The organism is Pseudomonas sp. EZ-C24 (assembly GCF_014525325.1).
Classification (GTDB): domain Bacteria; phylum Pseudomonadota; class Gammaproteobacteria; order Pseudomonadales; family Pseudomonadaceae; genus Aquipseudomonas; species Aquipseudomonas shirazensis.
Genome location: NZ_JACDIU010000006.1, coordinates 177,120 through 196,726, shown reverse-complemented (window position 1 = coordinate 196,726; position 19,607 = coordinate 177,120). Strand labels below are relative to the sequence as shown.

At 61.9% G+C, this 19,607-nt stretch carries 24 protein-coding genes and 1 riboswitch; of the genes, 11 read left to right on the top strand and 13 right to left on the bottom strand.

The genetic code is table 11. The features are described 5' to 3' along the window. Nucleotides 1–3: 3 nt before the first annotated feature. Nucleotides 4–124, top strand: a riboswitch (yybP-ykoY riboswitch). A gap of 91 nt (nt 125–215) precedes the next feature. After that, on the top strand, nt 216–800 hold the full coding sequence (locus IDM28_RS03285; RefSeq protein ID WP_178080814.1) for a TMEM165/GDT1 family protein: 585 nt from the start codon (nt 216–218) through the stop codon (nt 798–800). 42 nt (nt 801–842) lie between these two features. Here IDM28_RS03285 and IDM28_RS03280 read toward each other — a convergent pair whose 3' ends face one another. The 4 genes from IDM28_RS03280 to IDM28_RS03265 form a co-directional block, all read right to left on the bottom strand. After that, nucleotides 843–1,658, bottom strand: coding sequence for a M48 family metallopeptidase (locus IDM28_RS03280; RefSeq protein WP_188035359.1), 816 nt, complete (start codon nt 1,656–1,658; stop codon nt 843–845). 98 nt (nt 1,659–1,756) lie between these two features. Beyond that, a complete protein-coding gene (locus IDM28_RS03275) occupies nt 1,757–2,377 on the bottom strand; it encodes an SOS response-associated peptidase (RefSeq protein WP_181089871.1) in 621 nt (206 codons plus the stop codon). 12 nt (nt 2,378–2,389) lie between these two features. Then, nucleotides 2,390–2,650: a putative signal transducing protein gene (locus tag IDM28_RS03270; RefSeq protein ID WP_101316540.1), complete on the bottom strand. Its 261-nt coding sequence runs from the start codon at nt 2,648–2,650 to the stop codon at nt 2,390–2,392. After that, entirely contained in the window at nt 2,650–2,835 is a 186-nt protein-coding gene (locus tag IDM28_RS03265) for a CPXCG motif-containing cysteine-rich protein (RefSeq protein ID WP_101316538.1), read from the bottom strand. The genes IDM28_RS03270 and IDM28_RS03265 overlap by 1 nt, the downstream gene beginning before the upstream one ends. Nucleotides 2,836–2,956: 121 nt before the next feature. On the opposite strand from IDM28_RS03265, the gene IDM28_RS03260 reads away from it, so the two are divergent. Then, a complete protein-coding gene (locus IDM28_RS03260; protein ID WP_188035358.1) occupies nt 2,957–4,126 on the top strand; it encodes a 1-acyl-sn-glycerol-3-phosphate acyltransferase in 1,170 nt (389 codons plus the stop codon). A gap of 30 nt (nt 4,127–4,156) precedes the next feature. Here the strand turns inward: IDM28_RS03260 and IDM28_RS03255 are convergent, their stop codons facing one another. Together IDM28_RS03255 and IDM28_RS03250 are read right to left on the bottom strand one after the other, a co-directional pair. Beyond that, the gene (locus IDM28_RS03255) at nt 4,157–4,417 is read right to left on the bottom strand and encodes a hypothetical protein (RefSeq protein ID WP_101316534.1); all 261 of its coding nucleotides are present in this window, start codon (nt 4,415–4,417) and stop codon (nt 4,157–4,159) included. Nucleotides 4,418–4,622: 205 nt separating this feature from the next. Beyond that, nucleotides 4,623–5,207, bottom strand: coding sequence for a YajG family lipoprotein (locus IDM28_RS03250; protein ID WP_101316532.1), 585 nt, complete (start codon nt 5,205–5,207; stop codon nt 4,623–4,625). Nucleotides 5,208–5,352: 145 nt separating this feature from the next. On the opposite strand from IDM28_RS03250, the gene IDM28_RS03245 reads away from it, so the two are divergent. Together IDM28_RS03245 and mqo are read left to right on the top strand one after the other, a co-directional pair. Next, the gene (locus tag IDM28_RS03245) at nt 5,353–5,586 is read left to right on the top strand and encodes a hypothetical protein (RefSeq protein WP_150570058.1); all 234 of its coding nucleotides are present in this window, start codon (nt 5,353–5,355) and stop codon (nt 5,584–5,586) included. A 606-nt stretch (nt 5,587–6,192) separates the two neighbouring features. Continuing rightward, the gene (gene mqo / locus IDM28_RS03240; RefSeq protein WP_101316529.1) at nt 6,193–7,698 is read left to right on the top strand and encodes a malate dehydrogenase (quinone); all 1,506 of its coding nucleotides are present in this window, start codon (nt 6,193–6,195) and stop codon (nt 7,696–7,698) included. 50 nt (nt 7,699–7,748) lie between these two features. Here mqo and IDM28_RS03235 read toward each other — a convergent pair whose 3' ends face one another. The 4 genes from IDM28_RS03235 to IDM28_RS03220 form a co-directional block, all read right to left on the bottom strand. Next, on the bottom strand, nt 7,749–8,039 hold the full coding sequence (locus tag IDM28_RS03235; protein WP_101316527.1) for a PA4642 family protein: 291 nt from the start codon (nt 8,037–8,039) through the stop codon (nt 7,749–7,751). 68 nt (nt 8,040–8,107) lie between these two features. After that, nucleotides 8,108–8,578 (bottom strand): hypothetical protein, encoded by a 471-nt coding sequence (locus tag IDM28_RS03230; protein WP_103436047.1) that lies wholly within the window; start codon nt 8,576–8,578, stop codon nt 8,108–8,110. A gap of 41 nt (nt 8,579–8,619) precedes the next feature. Further along, nucleotides 8,620–9,093 (bottom strand): WbuC family cupin fold metalloprotein, encoded by a 474-nt coding sequence (locus IDM28_RS03225; protein ID WP_101316523.1) that lies wholly within the window; start codon nt 9,091–9,093, stop codon nt 8,620–8,622. Nucleotides 9,094–9,096: 3 nt separating this feature from the next. Next, complete coding sequence (locus IDM28_RS03220) at nt 9,097–9,654, bottom strand: hypoxanthine-guanine phosphoribosyltransferase (RefSeq protein WP_101316521.1); 558 nt, start codon at nt 9,652–9,654, stop codon at nt 9,097–9,099. A gap of 163 nt (nt 9,655–9,817) precedes the next feature. On the opposite strand from IDM28_RS03220, the gene upp reads away from it, so the two are divergent. Both upp and IDM28_RS03210 read left to right on the top strand, forming a co-directional pair. After that, nucleotides 9,818–10,456: a uracil phosphoribosyltransferase gene (upp, locus tag IDM28_RS03215; protein WP_101316519.1), complete on the top strand. Its 639-nt coding sequence runs from the start codon at nt 9,818–9,820 to the stop codon at nt 10,454–10,456. A 2-nt stretch (nt 10,457–10,458) separates the two neighbouring features. Beyond that, a complete protein-coding gene (locus tag IDM28_RS03210) occupies nt 10,459–11,733 on the top strand; it encodes a uracil-xanthine permease family protein (protein ID WP_101316517.1) in 1,275 nt (424 codons plus the stop codon). Between the two features lie 462 nt (nt 11,734–12,195). On the opposite strand, the gene hemH is transcribed toward IDM28_RS03210, so the two are convergent. Both hemH and IDM28_RS03200 read right to left on the bottom strand, forming a co-directional pair. After that, the gene (gene hemH, locus IDM28_RS03205; protein WP_181108298.1) at nt 12,196–13,209 is read right to left on the bottom strand and encodes a ferrochelatase; all 1,014 of its coding nucleotides are present in this window, start codon (nt 13,207–13,209) and stop codon (nt 12,196–12,198) included. A 13-nt stretch (nt 13,210–13,222) separates the two neighbouring features. Continuing rightward, nucleotides 13,223–14,128, bottom strand: coding sequence for a TIGR01777 family oxidoreductase (locus tag IDM28_RS03200; RefSeq protein WP_101316513.1), 906 nt, complete (start codon nt 14,126–14,128; stop codon nt 13,223–13,225). Nucleotides 14,129–14,315: 187 nt separating this feature from the next. On the opposite strand from IDM28_RS03200, the gene IDM28_RS03195 reads away from it, so the two are divergent. From IDM28_RS03195 to IDM28_RS03175, 5 genes are all read left to right on the top strand, one after another. Then, nucleotides 14,316–15,302: an NAD(P)/FAD-dependent oxidoreductase gene (locus IDM28_RS03195; protein ID WP_101316511.1), complete on the top strand. Its 987-nt coding sequence runs from the start codon at nt 14,316–14,318 to the stop codon at nt 15,300–15,302. 108 nt (nt 15,303–15,410) lie between these two features. Next, nucleotides 15,411–16,370 carry a DUF523 and DUF1722 domain-containing protein gene (locus tag IDM28_RS03190; RefSeq protein WP_101316510.1) on the top strand — a complete coding sequence of 320 codons (960 nt, stop codon included), beginning with the start codon at nt 15,411–15,413 and terminating at the stop codon, nt 16,368–16,370. Then, on the top strand, nt 16,360–17,259 hold the full coding sequence (locus IDM28_RS03185; protein WP_101316508.1) for a MerR family transcriptional regulator: 900 nt from the start codon (nt 16,360–16,362) through the stop codon (nt 17,257–17,259). The genes IDM28_RS03190 and IDM28_RS03185 overlap by 11 nt, the downstream gene beginning before the upstream one ends. Next, a complete protein-coding gene (phrB, locus tag IDM28_RS03180; RefSeq protein ID WP_150570052.1) occupies nt 17,250–18,674 on the top strand; it encodes a deoxyribodipyrimidine photo-lyase in 1,425 nt (474 codons plus the stop codon). Before IDM28_RS03185 ends, phrB begins: the two co-directional genes overlap by 10 nt. A gap of 6 nt (nt 18,675–18,680) precedes the next feature. Then, nucleotides 18,681–18,992, top strand: a complete 312-nt coding sequence (locus IDM28_RS03175) for a hypothetical protein (protein WP_150570051.1) — start codon at nt 18,681–18,683, stop codon at nt 18,990–18,992. 46 nt (nt 18,993–19,038) lie between these two features. Here the strand turns inward: IDM28_RS03175 and IDM28_RS03170 are convergent, their stop codons facing one another. Beyond that, nucleotides 19,039–19,566 (bottom strand): acyloxyacyl hydrolase, encoded by a 528-nt coding sequence (locus tag IDM28_RS03170; protein ID WP_101316502.1) that lies wholly within the window; start codon nt 19,564–19,566, stop codon nt 19,039–19,041. Nucleotides 19,567–19,607: the final 41 nt, after the last annotated feature.

Genomic DNA, 19,607 nt, shown 5'->3' with positions numbered 1-19,607 from the left:
ATCCGCTCCGTCCTAGGGGAGTAGTCTCCCGCAAGCACCTAAGCTTGCCCGGTACGCGTCAACATACTTGGTCCTCAGACCATGGCGCGTACGACCCACGGTCCGCACAGACGGACCCAGGGTTTGACAAGACCTATGACACGCACACCTTACCCGGGGCGGGAAGGCTGTACGTGTCATAGCCGTGTCGACCCGCCCCCGTAGGAACCCTGATGCTGGAATCCCTTCTCGTACCAACCGCCATCGTTGCGCTCGCCGAAATAGGCGACAAGACGCAACTGCTCGCGCTCATCCTTGCTGCCCGCTTTCGCAAACCCTGGCCGATCATCGCCGGTATCGTTGTCGCCACCCTGGCCAACCACGCTGCGGCAGGTGCAGTTGGGGCGTGGGTAAGTGGTTTCTTCACCGAGTCGGTTTTGCACTGGGTGCTCGCCGCAAGCTTTGTCGCAACCGCGTTGTGGACCCTGGTGCCGGACAAGATGGACGACGACGAAAGCAGCGCAGCACGCCGCTTCGGGCCGTTCGTGACGACCTTGATTGCGTTCTTCCTGGCCGAGATCGGCGACAAGACTCAGGTCGCCACCGTGATGCTGGCGGCGCAGTATCCGCACCTGATCATGGTGATTATCGGTACCACCCTGGGCATGTTGATTGCCAACGTACCGGTGGTATTGGCGGGTAACTTTGCGGCGGAGAAGTTGCCGCTGACACTGATTCGGCGCCTGGCTGCCACGGCGTTTGTGGTGCTGGCGATCGTCGCGGTGTATTCGGCGATGAAGAGCAGTGGCTGGATTGGCTGATTCAGCAGGGATTTTGGGGCTGCTTCGCAGCCCCAAAACCGCTTACTTCTTGGCAGCCTGATACAACGGCATCACCTTGGGAATGGCAGCCTGCAACGAGGCGATCCGGCTGGACGAAGCCGGGTGAGTGCTCATGAACTCAGGCGGGGCGCCCTCGGACGCCTTGCTCATCTTGTTCCACAAGGTGATCGCGGCGTTCGGGTCGTAGCCGGCACGGGCCGACAGCTCAAGACCGATCAGATCCGCCTCGTTCTCGTTGGCACGGCTGTTGGGCAAGGTCATGGAGTAGTTCACTACGGTGTCGGCGAGGGCCATGCTGTCCTGGCCCAGGCCCAGCAGGGCGCCAGCACCGGAGCGGGCCATCTCGATCCCATAGGCCTTGGACATCGCTTCACGACCATGCTCACGCAGGGCGTGAGCGATCTCATGGCCCATCACGGCGGCGATTTCAGCGTCGGTCAGCTTGAGCTGATCGATCAGGCCGGTGTAGACGATGATCTTGCCGCCAGGGCCGCAGTTCGCGTTGAGTTCGTCACTCTTGATGACGTTGACTTCCCACTTCCACTGCGCAGAATCCGGGCGAAACTTCGGCGCTTGGGCGATCAGGCGATCGGCGATGGCCTGCACGCGCTTGGCTTCGGCGCTGCTTTTATCGAGCACGCCCTTGCTCGAGGCTTCGCTCAAGGTCTGCTGATAGGACTGGGCATACATGTTGTTGACCTCGTCGGTCGACAGCATGCTGAACATGTACTGCTTGCGCTCAACGCCGACGGCGCCGCCACTGGTGGTATTCACCGCCTGGCAGCCGCTCAGCAGGACGCCGGCAGCGAGCAGGCTGAGAACAAATGACTTACGCATAAAACACTCCCTGGGTACGTGCCGCGTATCCTAGGCGCAGACGCCCGGCGCCGCCAGAGCCATAGGGAAGATTTAACCCGAGGCTTATCTGTACCACGTCAAGCCGGCGTCAGACACTCCGGTGCATCCAGCTTGGGATCATTGACGAAATTGGCCAGCGCCCGCTCGCGTAGCGCAGCCGGTGGGCCAGCAAGCAACTCATGCAAACGCGCCAGCGGCGTCTCCGGATCAAGCCAGGCAGCCTGCCCGGCCTCGTCGAGAATCAGTGGCCGGCGCTGATTGACCACCGCCTGGGTGACCACTGCGCAGCTTAGCCAGACTTGCTCCTGCACCGGGTATGCCTCCCATATCGCTGCAAAGAACAGCGCCGCGCCCTCGCCCGGCGTCAACCAGTAAGGCCGCTTGCGCACACTGCCACGCCATTCGTAAAAACCGTTGGCCGGCATCAGGCAACGGCGCTGGGTAAACGCCTGACGAAACATCGGCTGTTCGGCCAGGGTCTCGGCCCGCGCTTGCGCCGGCGTCTTGGACAAGTCGGTTAGCCACGGCGGGGTCAGCCCCCAGCGCGCTCTGGCCACCTGTAGCTGGCCGTCAAGCTGGCGCTGGATCAGCACCGAGGCGCCGGGCGCGATGTTCCATTGCGCCTGTTGGTCGGCGGGGTAGCCCGGCAGTGCGGCAAAGGCCGGGGTCCAGCGAAACAGGGCGTAGCGTCCACACATGCGATATACAACCTAGCAAATCAGTGTCCCGGGGTAACTCTCCGGTTCGTCGCCAGCAACTGGCTGGGCAACATTGTACGCATCGATCAGCTCGCGTGCGTAGCCGGCCTGCTCATCGGCCACCGCCAGGCCGAGCAAACCGTGCAATGGCAGCTCACCGGCGGCGCCGACCAGGTCGCGGCCGACCAGGTGCACCTCGATGCCCTCGCTAGCCAGCACCGCCACCAGCAGCTCGGCCTCCAGCAAGTTCTCTGGCTCGTAGATTCGTCGCATCAGGCGTCATCCTCGCTTTTCACATCGAGCATCCACTCGTCGCCATGCACCTGCAGGTCGAACACGATCGGCCGGCAGCAGACCTGACAGTCTTCGATGTAGCGCTGATCACCGCCGGACAGATCAACCGTGGTCTCCACCCCCTCTCCACAGTAAGGGCAATCGTAGAATGCAGTTTCCAGCATCGCGGCCTCCAGGGTGACTTATGCGTATAATTGTCGGTCTGTTTACGGGACCTGCGCGCGTCCGAGCCGTTTTTCGGAGCCGCCCCCTATCTATTACCCTAGTCGTTTCCAACAAGAGAGCATGATGGGCGAATTCGATGCCATCCGACCGTATGACGATGCTGAGGTGCAGGCGGTGCTGGCGCGCCTGTTCAGCGACCCGGCATTCCTCGATATCCTCACCCACTTCCGCTTCCCGCGGGCGGCCGGTGCCTTCGGCTGGCTGCTCAAGCCGTTGATCGCGCGCCGCCTGCGCAAAGAGTTCGCCGGCGTCAGTTGCGTCGCGACCCTGCAGGACAAAGTCGAGTATTACGTCGACCAGACCATCGATCGCGCCACCGACGGCGTCACCTATTCAGGTGTCGAGCAGCTCAAGGCAGGTACGGCTTACCTGTTTTTGGCCAACCACCGCGACATCGTCATGGATCCGGCCTTCGTCAACTACGCGGTGTACCACGCCGGCCTGCCGACGCCGCGCATCGCCATTGGCGACAACCTCCTGCAAAAGCCTTTTGTCAGCGACATGATGCGCCTGAACAAGAGCTTCATCGTGCACCGCTCATTGACCGGGCGGCGCGAGAAGCTGGCGGCTTATCAGTTGCTCTCGGCCTACATCAATCATTCGATCCGCACCGATGGCGCGTCGATCTGGATCGCCCAGGCTGAAGGCCGGGCCAAGGACGGCGATGACCGTACCGATTCGGCGATCCTCAAGATGTTCCACATGAGCCGCAAGGACGAGCCATTCGGCGCGGTGATCCAGGGCCTGAACCTGACGCCGGTATCGATCAGCTACGAGTATGACCCTTGCGATCAGGCCAAGGCGCGCGAGCTGTACATCCGCGCCACCACCGGCAGCTATACCAAGGCGCCCGGTGAAGACGACAAGAGCATCGCTACGGGCATCACCGGCTATAAAGGCCGCGTGCATATCCACTTCGCTGCACCGGTCAGGGAGTTCTTTGCCGATACCAAGCTGTTGGCGCAGGAAGTTGACCGGCAGATCCTGGGTGGTTACCGCTTGTTCCCTGTGCACTACCTGGCCTACGCAATGTGGCAGGATGCCGACCCGGCACTGGCCGTGCCGCCTGCCGAGAAGCTGTTCCAGGCTGAAGAGCTGGCCAAAGCCAAGCAGGAATGGCAACGCCGCCTCGACGCCTGCCCGGTCGAACAGCAGCCGTACCTGGTGCTGCAGTACGCAACGCCGGTACGCAATCAGTATCAGGTCAAGGTCCAGAGCCAGGTTGCCTGAACCGCGGCGGGGCTGGCAGCAGCCCCGCCGTCAGACCCAGGTACTCAACCAGGACAACAGCAGCGCCAGCGCCAGGCACGCCGAGCCGAGGGTGTAGTAGTAACGCGGCACGCGCCGATCAAAGGCGTCGACCAGGCCTTCGTCGACCGCCAGGCTGCGCCGCGTCAGCGCCGCCCGGCGCCGGGCGCTTTGCAGCAGCAGGCCACCAGGGCAGGTAATCAGCAGGGCCAGCAGGTTGATCAGCTTGGCCGGATGGGCCGCCAGCAGCCCCCAGAGTACTTGCACAGACATTACAGACCTCGCAGTCGCGACAGCAAAGCCGAGCATTCTACCCAAGCCGGTCGCGTTGGCTGCGGCTTTACGACCAACTGCCGACGGATTTCATCTGCCATACCCTTTGTTCTCTGCGCTGCGCTATCGCCTGGTCCTGAAGCAAAAAAAACCGCCGCCTGAGATTCAGGCAGCGGTTTTTTTATGACCTGGCTGTGACGAACGCTTATTCGCCGAGCACCTGACCGATGGTCGGGTCCTTGAACAGACGGGTCAAGGCATCGCTGAGCACATCACTGACCAGCTTGGTGTTGGTTTCCTGGTTCGGCGCCATGCCGAAGCGCTGATCCAGCGAAGCGCCGTAACGGCCGCTGTAACGGCGGTTGGCATTGGCTACGTCAGCACGGAAGGTCGCGCCGATGGTCGCCTCGGTCACATACATCTTGTCCTTGGGCGACTGGTACTTCAGTTCGGCCAGGGTCACGGTCAACTGCGGCGCATTGGAGCCGCCCTGGGTCGGGGTGAAACCGAGCAGACGCACCGCTGCTTCGGCCTGAGCCTGCAGCTTGGGCACGACATCGTTGCCGTTGACGCTGATGGTGCTGGTTTCCGGGTACATGCCGCCACGGGTGCCGAGCGACTGCGAAGGACGACCATCGACCACCCGTACCACGACTGGCTGGCCGCGACCGACCGGATTGAGCTGAGTGGTCAGCTTGGGTTGCGGGCTGAGTTGTTGCGGGCTGTGGGCACAGCCGACCAGGCTCAGGCTGGCCACCGCGAGCAAACCGAACAGCAGACGTTGCAACATGCGCGTTTCTCCAGAAAATGCGGCAAAGGCCCACAGTATACCCAGCCGCTTGAACGCCAGCTATCGGCTATATCCGCTTGTCATAATGCTTTCATGGCCGCGCCGTTATCCTTGGCCCAGCCCACTCCATACAGGATTCGCCGCCATGGCCTCGCTCTGGAACCTGCTGTTCAAGCGCTCGCCCCAGCTTATCTATGCTCGCCTCGACAGCACCGGTTGCTGCCTGGGTTTCAAGCAGTGCAGCCTGCCGCCCAGCGGTAGCGGCTGGGTTCAGGTCAGTGACATGCAGCTAGCCTGGCTGGGCCGAACCTTGCCTGCCAGCGCCCGGGTTTGCGCCCGCGCAAGCCGTCGTTGGCAGCAACGCAGCCTGCCCGCCTGACAAATGCTGCAATAAAAACCGCGATTAACGACCTTTCTGCCCGCGACATCGCTATAATCTCCCCCCGATTATAAGGACGTCTCCTGATCGGGCCCCGCACCTGCCGATTGACCCCGGCACCTTCACCGCCTCGCCCACAGAGAGCCTTCCACTTCAGGTCTTGCATCCGGCTGTTGCGCCTGCTTTTTCTGGCCTTCTGCACTGCATGAACCTGTGGGTTGCCATCGCGCAGTCCCTTTTTGAGGTTCACGTCTCCAAAAGAGCGTGGAAAAAACCAGGTTTTCACAACTTCACAAGAGTGTGGCGAGCAAATGAACAGTCTGGCATGTGCAACAGCAGCAGATGTGTCCCCAACAGCCCCTGATGGCCGGTATTGGCGCTCATCCATGATGAGTCACTGAGGCCGGTCCATAACGCACGTCGGACACCTTGACCATAAGTCGAATTGCCGCAGCCGTGGCAATCAGCGTTCAATAGCTGAACCCTGAGACTGATTGGCGGTGTTCGCGAAGTTGCAAGAACTGCGAAGAGTCGGACATGGCGAGCCTGGCAACCCCAGGGATCCTATGCTGTCAATTAGGTGCTGTAGATTGTGGAGACGCGTTAATGGCGCAGAACGAATCGGTTGATGTAGTACTGGTAGGCGCGGGCATCATGAGTGCCACCCTGGCCGTACTGCTCAAGGAGCTCGACCCGGCCCTTAAACTGGAGGTCGTCGAGGCGATGGACTCCGGGGCTGCAGAAAGCTCGAACCCCTGGAACAACGCCGGGACCGGCCATGCCGGCCTGTGCGAGCTGAACTACACGCCGCAGGCCGCCGATGGCAGCATCGACATCAAGAAGGCCGTGCACATCAACACCCAGTTCGAGGTGTCACGGCAGTTCTGGGCGTACCTGATCAACAAGGGCGGCCTCGGCGCGCCGCGTGACTTCATCAATCCCGTGCCACACCTGAGCTACGTCGAAGGTGACAAGGGCGTGTCCTTCCTCAAGAAGCGTTTCGAACTGCTCAAGCAGCACCACGCCTTCAGCGAGATGGAGTACACCGAAGACAAGGCGGTGATGCGCGACTGGATGCCGTTGATGATGCCCGGCCGCCCGGCCGACCAGCACATCGCCGCAACCCGCGTGATGAAAGGCACCGACGTCAACTTCGGCGCCTTGACCAACAAGCTGCTGAAAATGCTCGGCAACACCGCGGACAGCCAGGTCAAGTACAGCAAGAAGGTCGTCGGCCTGCGCCGTAACGGCGCCGGCTGGACCGTCAGCATCAAGGACGTCAACAGCGGCGGTAGCCGTGAAGTCGATGCACGCTTTGTCTTCCTCGGCGCTGGTGGCGCGGCATTGCCATTGCTGCAGGCTTCGGGCATCCCCGAGAGCAAAGGCTTTGGCGGCTTCCCGGTGAGCGGCCAGTGGCTACGCTGCGACAACCCGGAAATCGTCAAGCAGCACCAGGCCAAAGTCTACAGCCAGGCTGCTGTAGGCGCTCCGCCGATGTCGGTGCCGCACCTGGATACCCGTGTCGTCGACGGCAAGACTTCGCTGCTGTTCGGGCCCTACGCCGGCTTCACCACCAAGTTCCTCAAGCACGGTTCGCTGCTCGACCTGCCACTGTCGGTACGCCTGGGCAACCTCGGCCCGATGCTGGCAGTAGCGCGCGACAACATGGACCTGACCAAGTACCTGGTCAGTGAAGTGATGCAGTCGATGGAGCAACGCCTGGACTCGCTGCGCCGGTTCTACCCAGAAGCCAAAGCCGAAGACTGGCGCCTGGAAGTGGCCGGCCAGCGCGTGCAGATCATCAAGAAAGACCCGAAAAAAGGCGGCGTGCTGCAATTTGGCACCGAGTTGGTTGCGGCGGCCGACGGCAGCCTGGCGGCCCTGCTGGGCGCATCGCCTGGTGCTTCGGTGACGGTGTCGATCATGCTTGATCTGATCGAACGCTGCTTCCCTGAGCAAGCCAAGGGTGCCTGGGCGAGCAAGCTGCACGAGATCTTCCCTGCCCGGGAAAGTGTCCTGGCCAGCGATGCAGCGCTGTACCGCAAGGTCAGCGAGCATAACGACCAGGTATTGCAGATGGTTGAAAGCAGCCCGGCTCAGCATTACGCCTGACCGGTCTAGGGGCCGCTCTGCGGCCCCAAATCACTCCAGACTCAGATCACTCAACCACGGGCGTTGTTGATGATCTCGATGTACTCCGCCGCATTACGCTGATCAGCGATCTGCTCGACGAAGGTCTGACCGTGTTCGTCCTTGCCGTCCAGCTCATAACCCGCCTCGACGAAGAACCCGACAAACCGCTCGAAGTCATCGATGCGCAGGCCACGATAGGCTTTGACCAGCTTGTGCGCGGACGGCGACGTCACGCCGTCGGCCGGGTCGTACTGCAGAAACGACTTGATGTAGTCGTCACTGATCTCGTCACCAATCACTTGCTTCTTGTCTTTACGCATTGCCGACTCCACCTAAGCCATCACCAAATTTCGCAGGGCGGCAGTGTACCCCCGCCAATGCGCAGGCCTCAACGCGTACGTACGGTGCCGGTATGCAGATCCGCCCAGACATGGCCGTTGGCGTAAGTCAGAAACTGCACGTAGAGGGTCTCGTTGCGCAGCAGGTCGATGATCACCCGGTAGTCGGCCATCGGGTAGTTCAGGCTCAGGGTGCGGGTCTTGTCGTCGTAGACTGGCTTCTTCAGGCTCTTGCCACCTTCACCATCGAAGCTGAGCAATACTTGGGTAATCGTCGCGCCCTTGCTCAGCGGCTTGCCTTTCAGGCGCATCTGCAGCGAGGCGGTGATCGGGATCGGTTGTTGGTCAGACTGACGCTGGGTGCCGACCACTACCGAGTAGTCGGTGACTTGCAGCAACTGTTGACTGGTCGGCGCCTCTTGGCGCAGCGACTGGTCATCAGGTGGCAGAAACTGGCTGTGCAGGGGCGCCGCAGACAACGGCAGGCTCAGCGCCAACAGCAAGGGAATGAACGCACGCATGTGAGGCTCCTTGGCATGAAGCCGCACTCTAGCATGCCCGCTCAGGCGAACTGCGCGCGCATCCACACCTGGTATGCGGCAACCCCTGGCTCACCCTCACGCGGGGCCCATGGCGCCAGCTCACCCTCACCCACCGGGCGATAAGGGCCGGCCTTGCACTCGAACAGAATGCTGTCGGCGGCGAGCACCACCAGCGCGTGATAGACGCCCGGTGGCAGGTCGACACCGAGGCACTCGCCACCGGCCTCGAGCAGGCGTTTTTCGATAACCCCGCCCTCCTCGTCGAACAGCAGCAGGCCAAGGCGCCCTTTGAGCACCAGCAAGGTCTCGGCCTTGTCTTCGCTCAGGTGGCGATGCGGCGGGATGTAGGTGTCAGGCTGCAAGCCAACCGCCATGCGGTGGCACGGTTCGGCCATGGCATGAAAGTTATGGTGCTGACGCCCGCGCGGGTTGGCCGCAGCCTGCTCGGCCAGGCCGGCAAACAAGGACTGGTCGATGAATGCCGGCGCGCGCATGGCTTACAGGCCCTTGACGGCGAAGATGCCGTTGGCATTGCGCCAGTAGCCTTTGTAGTCCATGCCGTAGCCGAAGATGTAGCGGTCGATGCATGGCAAGCCGACGAAGTTGGCCTTCAGGTCCGGGCTGGCCTTGCGGTCATGCTCCTTGTCGATCAGCACGGCGGTATACACCTCACGGGCGCCGGCATGCTTGCAGAACTCGATGATCGCGCTGAGGGTGTGGCCTTCGTCGAGAATGTCATCGACGATCAGCACATCGCGGTCAATGAACGATACTTCCGGCTTGGCCTTCCAGAACAGCTCACCGCCGCTGGTCTGGTTGCGGTAGCGAGTGGCGTGCAGGTAGGACGCTTCCAGCGGGAACTGCAGATGGGTGAGCAGCTTGCCGGCGAAAATCAGGCCACCGTTCATGACGCAGAACACGACCGGGTTCTTGTCATGCAGCTCGCGGCTGATGTGCTCGCCTACCTTGGCAATGGCCGCTTCGACCTCGGCTTCGTTGTACAGGCAGTCAGCTTCGCGCATGACTTGGCGGATGTGCTCGAGATCGGCGGACATGGCGCTCCCCAGGGGTCGGAATCGGAAAAGCGGGCAAAGGTACGCATCCGCTGGCCTCAGATCAAGCGTTTATGGACTAACGTGCACAATGACAAAGCGACAGCTCAGGCTGAATAGATTAATCTAGCGCGGTTTTTTTGCCCGCCTTCCGGAGCCCTCCCCCATGCCTACTCGTGAGATCCGCCATCCGCTGATCCGCCACAAGCTCGGCCTTATGCGCCGTGCCGATATCAGCACCAAGAACTTTCGCGAACTCGCCCAGGAAGTCGGCGCCCTGCTGACTTATGAGGCCACCCAAGACCTGCCACTGGAGTCCTACGAAATCGACGGCTGGAGCGGTAAAGTCCAGGTCGAGAAAATCGCCGGCAAGAAGATCACTGTAGTACCGATCCTGCGTGCCGGCATCGGCATGCTCGACGGCGTGCTCAGCCTGATCCCGGGCGCCAAGGTCAGCGCCGTGGGCGTCGCCCGCAACGAAGAAACCCTCGAAGCGCACACCTACCTCGAGAAACTGGCACCGGACATCAACCAGCGCCTGGCACTGATCATCGACCCGATGCTGGCCACCGGTGCGTCGATGGTCGCCACCATCGATCTGCTGAAAAAAGCCGGCTGCAAGGAGATCCGCGCGATGGTGCTGGTGGCGGCCCCCGAGGGTATCGCCACAGTCGAGAAGGCCCACCCGGATGTGAGCATCTACACCGCCTCGATCGACGAGCGCCTCAACCAGCACGGCTACATCATCCCAGGCCTGGGCGATGCCGGTGACAAGATCTTCGGCACCAAGCAGAAGGACGCCTGATCATGCAGGACGGCTTCAACGACCCGCTCTGGCGCCAGGTCGTCTCGGGCGCGCAGATGCTCTTCGTGGCATTTGGCGCGCTGGTGCTGATGCCGCTGATCACCGGCCTCGACCCTAACGTGGCGCTGTTCACCGCCGGCATCGGCACCTTGCTGTTCCAGCTGGTGACGGGCCGTCAGGTACCGGTGTTTCTCGCCTCGAGCTTTGCCTTCATCACCCCGATCATCCTCGCCAAGGGTCAGTTCGGCCTGGCCGAGACCATGGGCGGAGTGATGGCGGCAGGCTTCGTCTACACCTTCATGGGCATGATGGTGAAGATCAAGGGCACCGGTTTCATCGACCGCATGCTGCCGCCGGTGGTGATCGGCCCGGTGATCATTTCAATCGGCCTGGCCATGGCGCCGATTGCCGCCAACATGGCCATGGGCAAGGGCGGCGATGGCGCCGTGCTGATTCCGTACCAGACCGCGATGCTGATTTCCATGCCGGCCCTGCTTACCACCCTGATCGTGGCCGTGTTCGGCAAAGGCATCTTTCGCCTGGTGCCGATCATTGCCGGGGTCCTGGTCGGTTTTGCCATGGCCTTTGCCTTTGGCGTGGTCGACACTGCCAGGATCGCTGCGGCGCCTTGGCTGGCGATCCCGCATTTCACCGCGCCAGCGTTCAACTGGCAGGCGATTCTGTTCATCGTTCCGGTGGCCCTGGCGCCGGCAATCGAGCATATCGGTGGAGTGATTGCTGTCGGTAGCGTGACTGGTCGCGACTACCTGAAAAAGCCCGGCCTGCACCGCACGTTGCTGGGCGATGGCCTGGCCACTACTGCTGCCGGCCTGTTCGGCGGGCCGCCCAACACGACCTACGCGGAAGTGACCGGTGCGGTGATGCTGACCAAGAACTACAACCCGAAGATCATGACCTGGGCGGCGGTGTTTGCCATCACCCTGGCGTTTGTCGGCAAGTTTGGTGCGCTGCTGCAGAGCATTCCGGTGCCGGTCATGGGTGGCATCCTGTGCTTGCTGTTTGGCTCGATTGCGGCGGTGGGGATGAATACCATGATCCGCCACAAGATCGACCTGAGCGAGGCGCGTAACCTGGTGATCGTTTCGGTGACGTTGGTGTTCGGGATTGGCGGCGTACTGATTGGCAGCGGTGATGGGCCGGATGACTGGGGTCTGAAGGGGATTGCTCTGTGTGCCATTGTGGCGATTGTGTTGAATCTGTTGCTGCCTGGGAATGATGGGTGGAAGAACAACAAGCTGGATGATCAGTTGCCTTGAGAGGTGATTGGCTGACCCAGCTTTGTTGGGGCTTATCCGGTATTTTTTTTACCTGACTTGGGGTTGCCGGGACCGCAGCACGGCGCAAGCTTTTGACTTTGACTTTGGCTCTTGATCTGCGCCAGCGCAGCGAGGCGTGCCCTTGATCTTGATCCACCGGCGACTCAGGAGGCCGAGCACAGGTCTTGCGAAGGGAGGTGACGGCCATGGATGGCCGGCAAGCGCTGCGGGCCAGGAGGCCCGTACAGCGCGGTCCTCCCGGGAGCAAGGCCGGAGCGAGGGAACCCCGCAGCGCAGCGCAGGGGCCGGATGTGGAGCCAAGCCCTTTTTTGGTTACTTTTTTGGGGCGTTTGCCAAAAAAGTGACTCGCCGTAAGGGCGAAAGGGGCCCGAATAGCCAATAAATCAAATGGATAGTACGAAAGGGGCCGGCACTATCACCACTAGAAACTGGCCCCAACCCTCAAGCCCCCTCACAAAGCCCAGCCAACGTCCGAGCCCACTGCGGATGATCATTCAAGCAAGGTACAAGCACCAACTCCTCCCCCCCAGCCTCGATAAACTGCTCCCGCCCCCGATCCCCGATCTCCTCGAGCGTCTCGATACAGTCAGCAACAAACGCCGGGCACATCACCAGCAACCGCTTCACCCCAGCCTTGGCCAACTCATCAAGCCGCGTCTCGGTATAAGGCTCGATCCACTTGGCCCGCCCCAACCGCGACTGGAACGACGCCGACCACTTGCCATCCGCAATGCCCATCGCCTTGGCAAACGCCGCCGCACTGGCCAGGCACTGCGAGCGATAGCACACGGCCCGCACATTGGCACACGCCTGCTGGCAGCAATCGGCACTCTGGAAGCAATGGTTGCCGGTCGGATCAAGCTTCTTCAGATGCCGCTCAGGCAGCCCATGGAAGCTCAACAACAGATGGTCATAGTCATCCTGCAGATACGGCCGCGCACTGGCCACCAACGCATCGATATAGCTCGGCTGATCATAGAACGGCTGCAACACCCGCATCTCCAGCGGCAACTGGTGCTGCGCAATGGTCTGCGTCGCCAGTTCGATCACGGTGGTTACCGTGCTGTCAGCGAACTGCGGATAGAGCGGCGCCAGCGTCACCTTGCGTACGCCCTGCGCAGCCAGGCGCTTGAGCACCTCCGGCAGCGCCGGCTGGCCATAGCGCATGGCCACTTCCACCGGGCCGTGCGGCCAATGCGCATGCATGGCGGCTTGCAGACGACGGGTCAGCACCACCAGCGGCGAGCCCTCATCCCACCAGATCGACGCGTAGGCATGAGCCGACTGCTCAGGGCGCTTGATCAGGATCAGCGACACCAGCAAGCGCCGCACCGGCCACGGCAGGTCGATCACGTACGGGTCCATCAGAAACTGGTTGAGGTAGCGGCGCACGTCGGCTACCGAAGTGGAGGCTGGCGAACCCAGGTTGACCAGCAGCAGGGCATGATCGGTCATGCAGCGTCCTATGTCAGAGGCGCCCGGACAGGTTGTCCAGCGCCGATTGCAGATCGTTGAAACGGAAGGTGAAGCCAGCCGCCAGCAAGCGCGTCGGGCGCGCGCGCTGGCCACCGAGAAGCAAAGTCGACAGCTCGCCCAGCCCGGCCTTCAACACCAACGCCGGCACGGGCAACAACGCCGGTCGATGCAGCGCCTTGCCCAGGCATTTGGCAAAGGTACGGTTGCGCACAGGCTCTGGCGCGCAGGCATTATAAGGACCGCTGGCGTCGTTGTGGCGCATGAGAAAATCTATCAGAGCGATCTGATCATCTATATGGATCCACGGCATCCACTGCCGACCACTGCCCAGCGGCCCGCCCAGGCCGAGTTTGAACGGCAGGCGCAGGCGCGACAAAAAGCCGCCATCGCTGGCCAGCACCAACCCGGTCCGCACCAGCACCACGCGTATGCCAAGCGCTTGAGCACGCTGCGCGGTCTCTTCCCAGGCGATGCACAGCTGGCTGGCGAAGTCCTCTTTGACCGGTTGCGAAGCCTCGGTCAGTTCGCGCTCACCGCCATCGCCATACCAGCCCACTGCTGAGCCTGACACCAGCACTTCAGGGCGCTGCTCGCGCTTTTGCAGCCACGCCAGCAACTGCTCGGTCAAAGTAATGCGGCTGGCCCAAAGCAGATTGCGCCGCGCTGCGGTCCAGTGCCGGTCGGCAATCGGTGCGCCGGCCAGATTGATCACTGCGTCGATTGGGTCATCGGCATCCAGATCATCCAGCTGGGCGATACCGCGTACGCCGCTGCCACAAAGCATCGGCACCTGTTCCGGGCGCCGGCTCCAGACCGTCAACCGATGGCCCTGGCCAGTCCACAGACGGCAAAGATGCCTGCCGAGCAAACCGGTACCGCCTGTCAGCAATATATGCATGGCTGTGTCCTCGCAGATCGTCGGGGTGGTCTATTTTTAACAACAAGGCACTTTCTTGACCGCACGCTCTCGGATAAACATAGGCCAAGCTGGCCTATAGAGCGGAATAACCTTATACAAACTTTACGCATTGTACAGGTTTGCAAGACCGCGTAATCTGCTTCGAGCAAGGTTAGAAGAGGCCATCATGACAGTACCTATTGCCATCATTGGGGCCGGCATTGCCGGCCTTTCCGCAGCCCAGGCCCTGCAGGCCGCCGGGCAGACTGTGCACTTGTTCGACAAAGGCCACGGCAGTGGTGGGCGGATGGCCAGCAAGCGCAGCGATGCCGGTGCGCTCGACCTGGGCGCGCAGTACTTCACTGCCCGTGACCGGCGCTTCGTCGAGCAGGTGCAACAGTGGGAAGCCGCGGGCCATGCCGCGCAATGGAAACCGCAGCTGTACAACTATCGCGATGGCGTCCTCAGCCCTTCCCCAGACGAGCAAGTGCGCTGGGTCGGCGTGCCGCGCATGAGCGCCATCACTCGCGGCCTGCTCAAGGACGTCACAGTCAATTTCGGCTGCCGCATCGCCGAGGTGTTTCGCGGCAAGCAGTACTGGCACCTGCAGGATACCGAAGGCTGCAGCCACGGCCCCTTCAGCCGGGTCGTGATTGCCGTGCCCGCACCGCAAGCCACGCCACTGCTGGCAGCAACCCCAAAATTGGCAGCGGTCGCCGCCGGCGTGCAGATGGAACCCACCTGGGCCATCGCCCTGGCCTTCGAGACGCCACTGCAAACGCCCATGCAAGGTTGCTTCGTGCAGGACAACCCACTCGACTGGCTGGCGCGCAACCGCAGCAAACCAGGGCGCGACGAGCAGCTCGACACCTGGGTGCTGCATGCCACGTCAGACTGGAGCAAGCAGCACATCGACCTGAGCAAAGAGCTGGTGATCGAGCAGTTGAGCGGCGAATTTGCCGAGCTGATTGGCTGCGCGGTGCCGGCCCCAACCTTTGCCCTGGCCCACCGCTGGTTGTATGCCCGCCCCGCCGCTGGCCATGAATGGGGGGCGCTCGCGGATGCTGACTTGGGCTTGTACGCCTGTGGCGACTGGTGCTTGTCTGGCCGGGTCGAAGGCGCTTGGTTGAGTGGCCAGGAAGCGGCAAGACGCTTGCTCGAGCATCTGGAATAGACCTGGCTGTAAATCTATACAGAAAAAACTGTTTGCATAAGTGCGTGGCTGTGCTGGAATAGACTTGTACACAAGGAGCAACCTTGTACAAGTTTTCTGGAGGCAGCGATGAACGCGTCGGCGAAACCCCGCATTGGCATCAGTGCCTGCCTGCTCGGCGAGAACGTGCGCTACAACGGCGGGCACAAGGCTTCCGAACTCTGCTTGAGTGCTTTCGAAGCGCACTTCGACTGGGTACCGTTGTGCCCTGAGGTCGCCATCGGCCTGGGTATTCCGCGCGATCCGATCCGCCTGGTAGGTGATCCGCAGCAGCCCGAAGTGGTTGCCACGCGCAACCCCGGCGCCAACTACTCTGCCCCACTGCGCGCCTACGGCGAGCAGATGGCTGATGAAATCGGCGATGTATGCGGTTATATCTTCATGCAGAAGTCACCCTCATGCGGCCTGGAGCGGGTCAAGGTCTATCAGGACAACGGCCACCCTGCGCTCAAAGGTGGCCGCGGTGCCTACGCCGACGCTTTCTGTGCGCGGCGCCCCGATCTGCCGGTCGAAGAGGAGGGCCGCCTGCATGATCCGGTACTGCGGGAGAACTTCATCAGCCGCGTGTATGCCTACGCCGACTGGCAGCAGCAACTGGCTGCGGGGCTGAGCCGGGGTGCGTTGGTGAGTTTCCATTCGCGGTACAAATACCTGCTGATGGCCAACAACCCCAAAGCCTATCGCGAGCTTGGCCGGATGTTGGGCAGCATGCGCAAGGATGCCGACCCGCAGCAGGTCGGCGCGCAGTACTTCAGCCTCCTGATGCAGGCACTGCGCCGCCCGGCAAACCGTGGCACGCATTGCAACGTGCTGCTGCACCTGAGCGGTTATCTGCGCGATGCGCTGGACCAGGGTGACCGCGCCGAGCTGCAGCAGGTGATCGGCCAATATCAGCAAGGGATCGTGCCATTGGTAGTACCGATGACCCTGCTCAAACACCACCTGCGGGTACATCCAGACCCCTACCTCAGCCAGCAGGCCTATCTGCAGCCCCACCCCGAAAGCCTAGGTTTACGCAATGCAGTCTGAAGATTTGATGCCCATCGGCGAGCTTGCCCGCCGCACTGGGGTAAACCCGGTCACCTTGCGAGCCTGGGAGCGGCGCTATGGTTTGCTCAAGCCGCAACGCACGGCCAAGGGGCATCGTCTGTACGGCTCCGACCAAGTCGAGCAGGTGCAGGCGATCCTGCGCTGGCTCGAGCGTGGTGCTTCGGTCGGCCAGGTCCGTGAGCTGCTTGAACACGCCCCAAGCGTTGCCCCACAAGGGGACTGGCAGTTGCGCGAGCAGGCGTTGATCGAAGCGGTGGGCAACTTGTCCCAGCGCACCCTCGACCAGCAGCTCAATCAGGCCATGGCGCTGTACCCGGCCGTCACGCTCTGTGAACAGCTGCTGCTGCCGTTGCTGCACAGCCTCGCCCGGCGCTGGCAAACGCATTTCAACGCCCGCCTCGAGCAGGCGTTTTTTCACACCTGGCTGCGCAGCAAGTTCGGCGCACGGGTGTATCACGACAATCAGCAGCTTGCAGGGCCGCCGGTGCTGTTGGTGGTCGACAGCGATCGCGGCTTCGACGCGCATCTGTGGCTGTGCGCCTGGCTGTTTACCAGCAGTGGCCGCGCCGTCGAGGTGCTCGAGTTCGCGGTCGCCGGCGCGCAGCTGCAACGCGCCGTGAGCGAGCTGCAAGCGCAGGTACTGGTACTGCTGCTCGGCCCGCGCGTTGACTATGCCGCCCTCGAGCGCGCACTGCATGGCATCGACGCGGCAAAACTACTGGGTGGCGAAACAATTGCCCTGCACCAGACCCAACTGGAAGCCATGCAGCAACCCGGCCTGTCCCTGTTCGACACACCGCAGGCCGCCTTGCGCCTGCTTCAGCGACTTGCGCTCACCCCGCCAGAGACGACTCCTTCATGCAATTGATGTGGCTGCGCAGCGACCTGCGCATCGATGACAACAGCGCCCTCAGCGCTGCCTGTGAACGCGGCCCCACCGTGGCCGTGTGGATAGCCAGCCCCGCGCAATGGTTGAGCCATGACGATGCCCCGTGCAAGGTCGACTTCTGGTTGCGCAACCTGCGCGAGTTAAGCCAATCACTGCAGCAACTGAACATCCCGCTGCTGATTCGCCACACGGACGACTGGGCTCAGGTGCCGCAAGTGCTGCTCGATATCTGCCGGGAGCACGCGGTGGAAGCAGTGCACTGGAATGACGAATATGGCGTCAACGAGCAACTCCGCGATGAGTGCGCAGAGGTCCTGCTGCGCAGCAGCGACATCAGCGTGCATCGTTACCTTGATCAGTTGCTGCTCAACCCCGGCACCGTGCTGACCAAGGCCGGCCAGTATTTTCAGGTGTTCGGCCAGTTCAAGCGTGCCTGCCTCGAGCGTCTGCAGCATGGCATGCCTGCCATGGCCAGCAGAGTTGCGAAACAAGCTGCGACGAAGATCGCCAGCGACCCGATCCCATCTGGCTTCGACGGATTTGCCGAGCCCACTCAGGCGTTGCGGGAATTGTGGCCCGCCGGTGAAAAAGAAGCGCAGCGGCGCCTCGCCGAGTTTGCCGAACACAGCATCGATGATTACCTGCAACTGCGCGATTTACCGGCCGAACCCGGCACCAGCCAGTTGTCCGCATACCTGGCAGCGGGGGTAATTTCCCCTCGGCAGTGCCTGCATGCGGCGTTGTCGGCCAATCGCGGCGAGTTCGACAGCGGTAGTGCCGGCGTGCAGACCTGGATCAACGAACTGCTCTGGCGTGAATTCTACAAACACATCCTGGTCGGTTATCCACAGGTCTCCCGCCACCAACCATTCCGCGCACACACCGCTGCCCTGCCCTGGCGCGATGCACCGGAAGATTTGAAGGCCTGGGAACAAGGCCGCACCGGCTTCCCCATCATCGACGCAGCGATGCAGCAACTGCTGGCAACTGGCTGGATGCATAACCGCCTGCGCATGATCGTCGCGATGTTTCTGAGCAAGAACCTGCTGATCGACTGGCGCCACGGAGAGCGGCACTTCATGCGTCATCTGATCGACGGCGACCTGGCCGCCAACAATGGTGGCTGGCAGTGGAGCTCATCGACCGGCACCGACTCGGTACCGTACTTCCGCATCTTCAATCCGGTGACGCAATCGCAACGTTTTGATCCCAAAGGGCGCTTTATTCGTCAGTGGCTCCCCCAATTGAAGGCCCGCGACGATAAATCCATTCATTTGCCCATGAAATCTGCTGATCTTTTTGCTACCTCTTATCAGAGTCCAATTGTGGATCTCGCAAGCAGTCGCCAGCGCGCATTGGAGGCCTTCAAGGGCTTACCCGCTCGGCAGGATTAGAGGGCAGTGTGTGACACACACCAGGCCACCGAGGCCGCTGCACAGGTGCAAGCGGTCTGGGGCGCGCTGGATGCTCTGATCATCAATGCCGGAACCTTTGATTACCTCGCGCCCGAGCTTCTGCAGGCGCATAGCATCGATTTGACCGTGGTCGCACCACAATCGCTGCAGGCGCCGGTCACAGCCGCGCATGCCATCCCCGAACAATGGACAGCCGAAACCGCAGCGCAAGTGCTGGTCAGCAGCCTGGCTGAACGGGAGTCGGAACTGGTGTTGGAAGTGTGGAGCCTGAGCAGCCTGTGGCCGTTACCGCGCTAGAGCGGTTCCGGGGCCGCCTGGCGGCCCCGGCTACCTGACGGCGCGCTTACAGCGCCATACGGTAATGCAGCGAGTAGCTCTCTACACCATCATTGGGCTGCTTGATCCCGGCATTGGAGTAGTGGATCGCGCGCACGCCGATCTCGTGGCCCCCAGCAAAGCGCAGGCCGAAGCCGATGCGGTCTTCGAACTGGAACGACGAGCCCAGGTCATTGCTTTCCAGCTTGGTGCGCGAGAACGCAGCGACACCGATACCTGCTTCGATGTACGGCTTGACGCTGTCACCGGCGAATTCATAGACGAATACCGGCGCGAACGACAGGCTGTGGTTGCTGGCAGTGGTGTCGCCGTCCCAGAAGGTATAGGCGCCATCCCAGTAGCCGGTTACCCGACCAACACTGGTTTGCCACCAGCTGGCATCCCAGTTCGATTGCAGGCCCAGGCGGTAGACCATGGTGGAATCGCCGGTCTGCCCTACCGACAGCGACACGTCCGCCGCCTGCGCCGTTGTCATTTGCCCCATCGCCAAGGCGGCAGCCGCCGCCAAACCAAGCAGTTTCTTCATGAGAAACATCCCTTTCATTTGCTGTTTTAAGTGTTATGCCTCATCGGCAC

Excerpts from the sequence above, each read along its gene's own strand:
- IDM28_RS03280 (WP_188035359.1), bottom strand. The coding sequence starts at position 1,658 with ATGCGTAAGTCATTTGTTCTCAGCCTGCTCGCTGCCGGCGTCCTGCTG.
- IDM28_RS03275 (WP_181089871.1), bottom strand. The coding sequence starts at position 2,377 with ATGTGTGGACGCTACGCCCTGTTTCGCTGGACCCCGGCCTTTGCCGCA.
- IDM28_RS03270 (WP_101316540.1), bottom strand. The coding sequence starts at position 2,650 with ATGCGACGAATCTACGAGCCAGAGAACTTGCTGGAGGCCGAGCTGCTG.
- IDM28_RS03265 (WP_101316538.1), bottom strand. The coding sequence starts at position 2,835 with ATGCTGGAAACTGCATTCTACGATTGCCCTTACTGTGGAGAGGGGGTG.
- IDM28_RS03260 (WP_188035358.1), top strand. The coding sequence starts at position 2,957 with ATGATGGGCGAATTCGATGCCATCCGACCGTATGACGATGCTGAGGTG.
- IDM28_RS03255 (WP_101316534.1), bottom strand. The coding sequence starts at position 4,417 with ATGTCTGTGCAAGTACTCTGGGGGCTGCTGGCGGCCCATCCGGCCAAG.
- IDM28_RS03250 (WP_101316532.1), bottom strand. The coding sequence starts at position 5,207 with ATGTTGCAACGTCTGCTGTTCGGTTTGCTCGCGGTGGCCAGCCTGAGC.
- IDM28_RS03245 (WP_150570058.1), top strand. The coding sequence starts at position 5,353 with ATGGCCTCGCTCTGGAACCTGCTGTTCAAGCGCTCGCCCCAGCTTATC.
- mqo (WP_101316529.1), top strand. The coding sequence starts at position 6,193 with ATGGCGCAGAACGAATCGGTTGATGTAGTACTGGTAGGCGCGGGCATC.
- IDM28_RS03235 (WP_101316527.1), bottom strand. The coding sequence starts at position 8,039 with ATGCGTAAAGACAAGAAGCAAGTGATTGGTGACGAGATCAGTGACGAC.
- IDM28_RS03230 (WP_103436047.1), bottom strand. The coding sequence starts at position 8,578 with ATGCGTGCGTTCATTCCCTTGCTGTTGGCGCTGAGCCTGCCGTTGTCT.
- IDM28_RS03225 (WP_101316523.1), bottom strand. The coding sequence starts at position 9,093 with ATGCGCGCGCCGGCATTCATCGACCAGTCCTTGTTTGCCGGCCTGGCC.
- IDM28_RS03220 (WP_101316521.1), bottom strand. The coding sequence starts at position 9,654 with ATGTCCGCCGATCTCGAGCACATCCGCCAAGTCATGCGCGAAGCTGAC.
- upp (WP_101316519.1), top strand. The coding sequence starts at position 9,818 with ATGCCTACTCGTGAGATCCGCCATCCGCTGATCCGCCACAAGCTCGGC.
- IDM28_RS03210 (WP_101316517.1), top strand. The coding sequence starts at position 10,459 with ATGCAGGACGGCTTCAACGACCCGCTCTGGCGCCAGGTCGTCTCGGGC.
- hemH (WP_181108298.1), bottom strand. The coding sequence starts at position 13,209 with ATGACCGATCATGCCCTGCTGCTGGTCAACCTGGGTTCGCCAGCCTCC.
- IDM28_RS03200 (WP_101316513.1), bottom strand. The coding sequence starts at position 14,128 with ATGCATATATTGCTGACAGGCGGTACCGGTTTGCTCGGCAGGCATCTT.
- IDM28_RS03195 (WP_101316511.1), top strand. The coding sequence starts at position 14,316 with ATGACAGTACCTATTGCCATCATTGGGGCCGGCATTGCCGGCCTTTCC.
- IDM28_RS03190 (WP_101316510.1), top strand. The coding sequence starts at position 15,411 with ATGAACGCGTCGGCGAAACCCCGCATTGGCATCAGTGCCTGCCTGCTC.
- IDM28_RS03185 (WP_101316508.1), top strand. The coding sequence starts at position 16,360 with ATGCAGTCTGAAGATTTGATGCCCATCGGCGAGCTTGCCCGCCGCACT.
- phrB (WP_150570052.1), top strand. The coding sequence starts at position 17,250 with ATGCAATTGATGTGGCTGCGCAGCGACCTGCGCATCGATGACAACAGC.
- IDM28_RS03170 (WP_101316502.1), bottom strand. The coding sequence starts at position 19,566 with ATGTTTCTCATGAAGAAACTGCTTGGTTTGGCGGCGGCTGCCGCCTTG.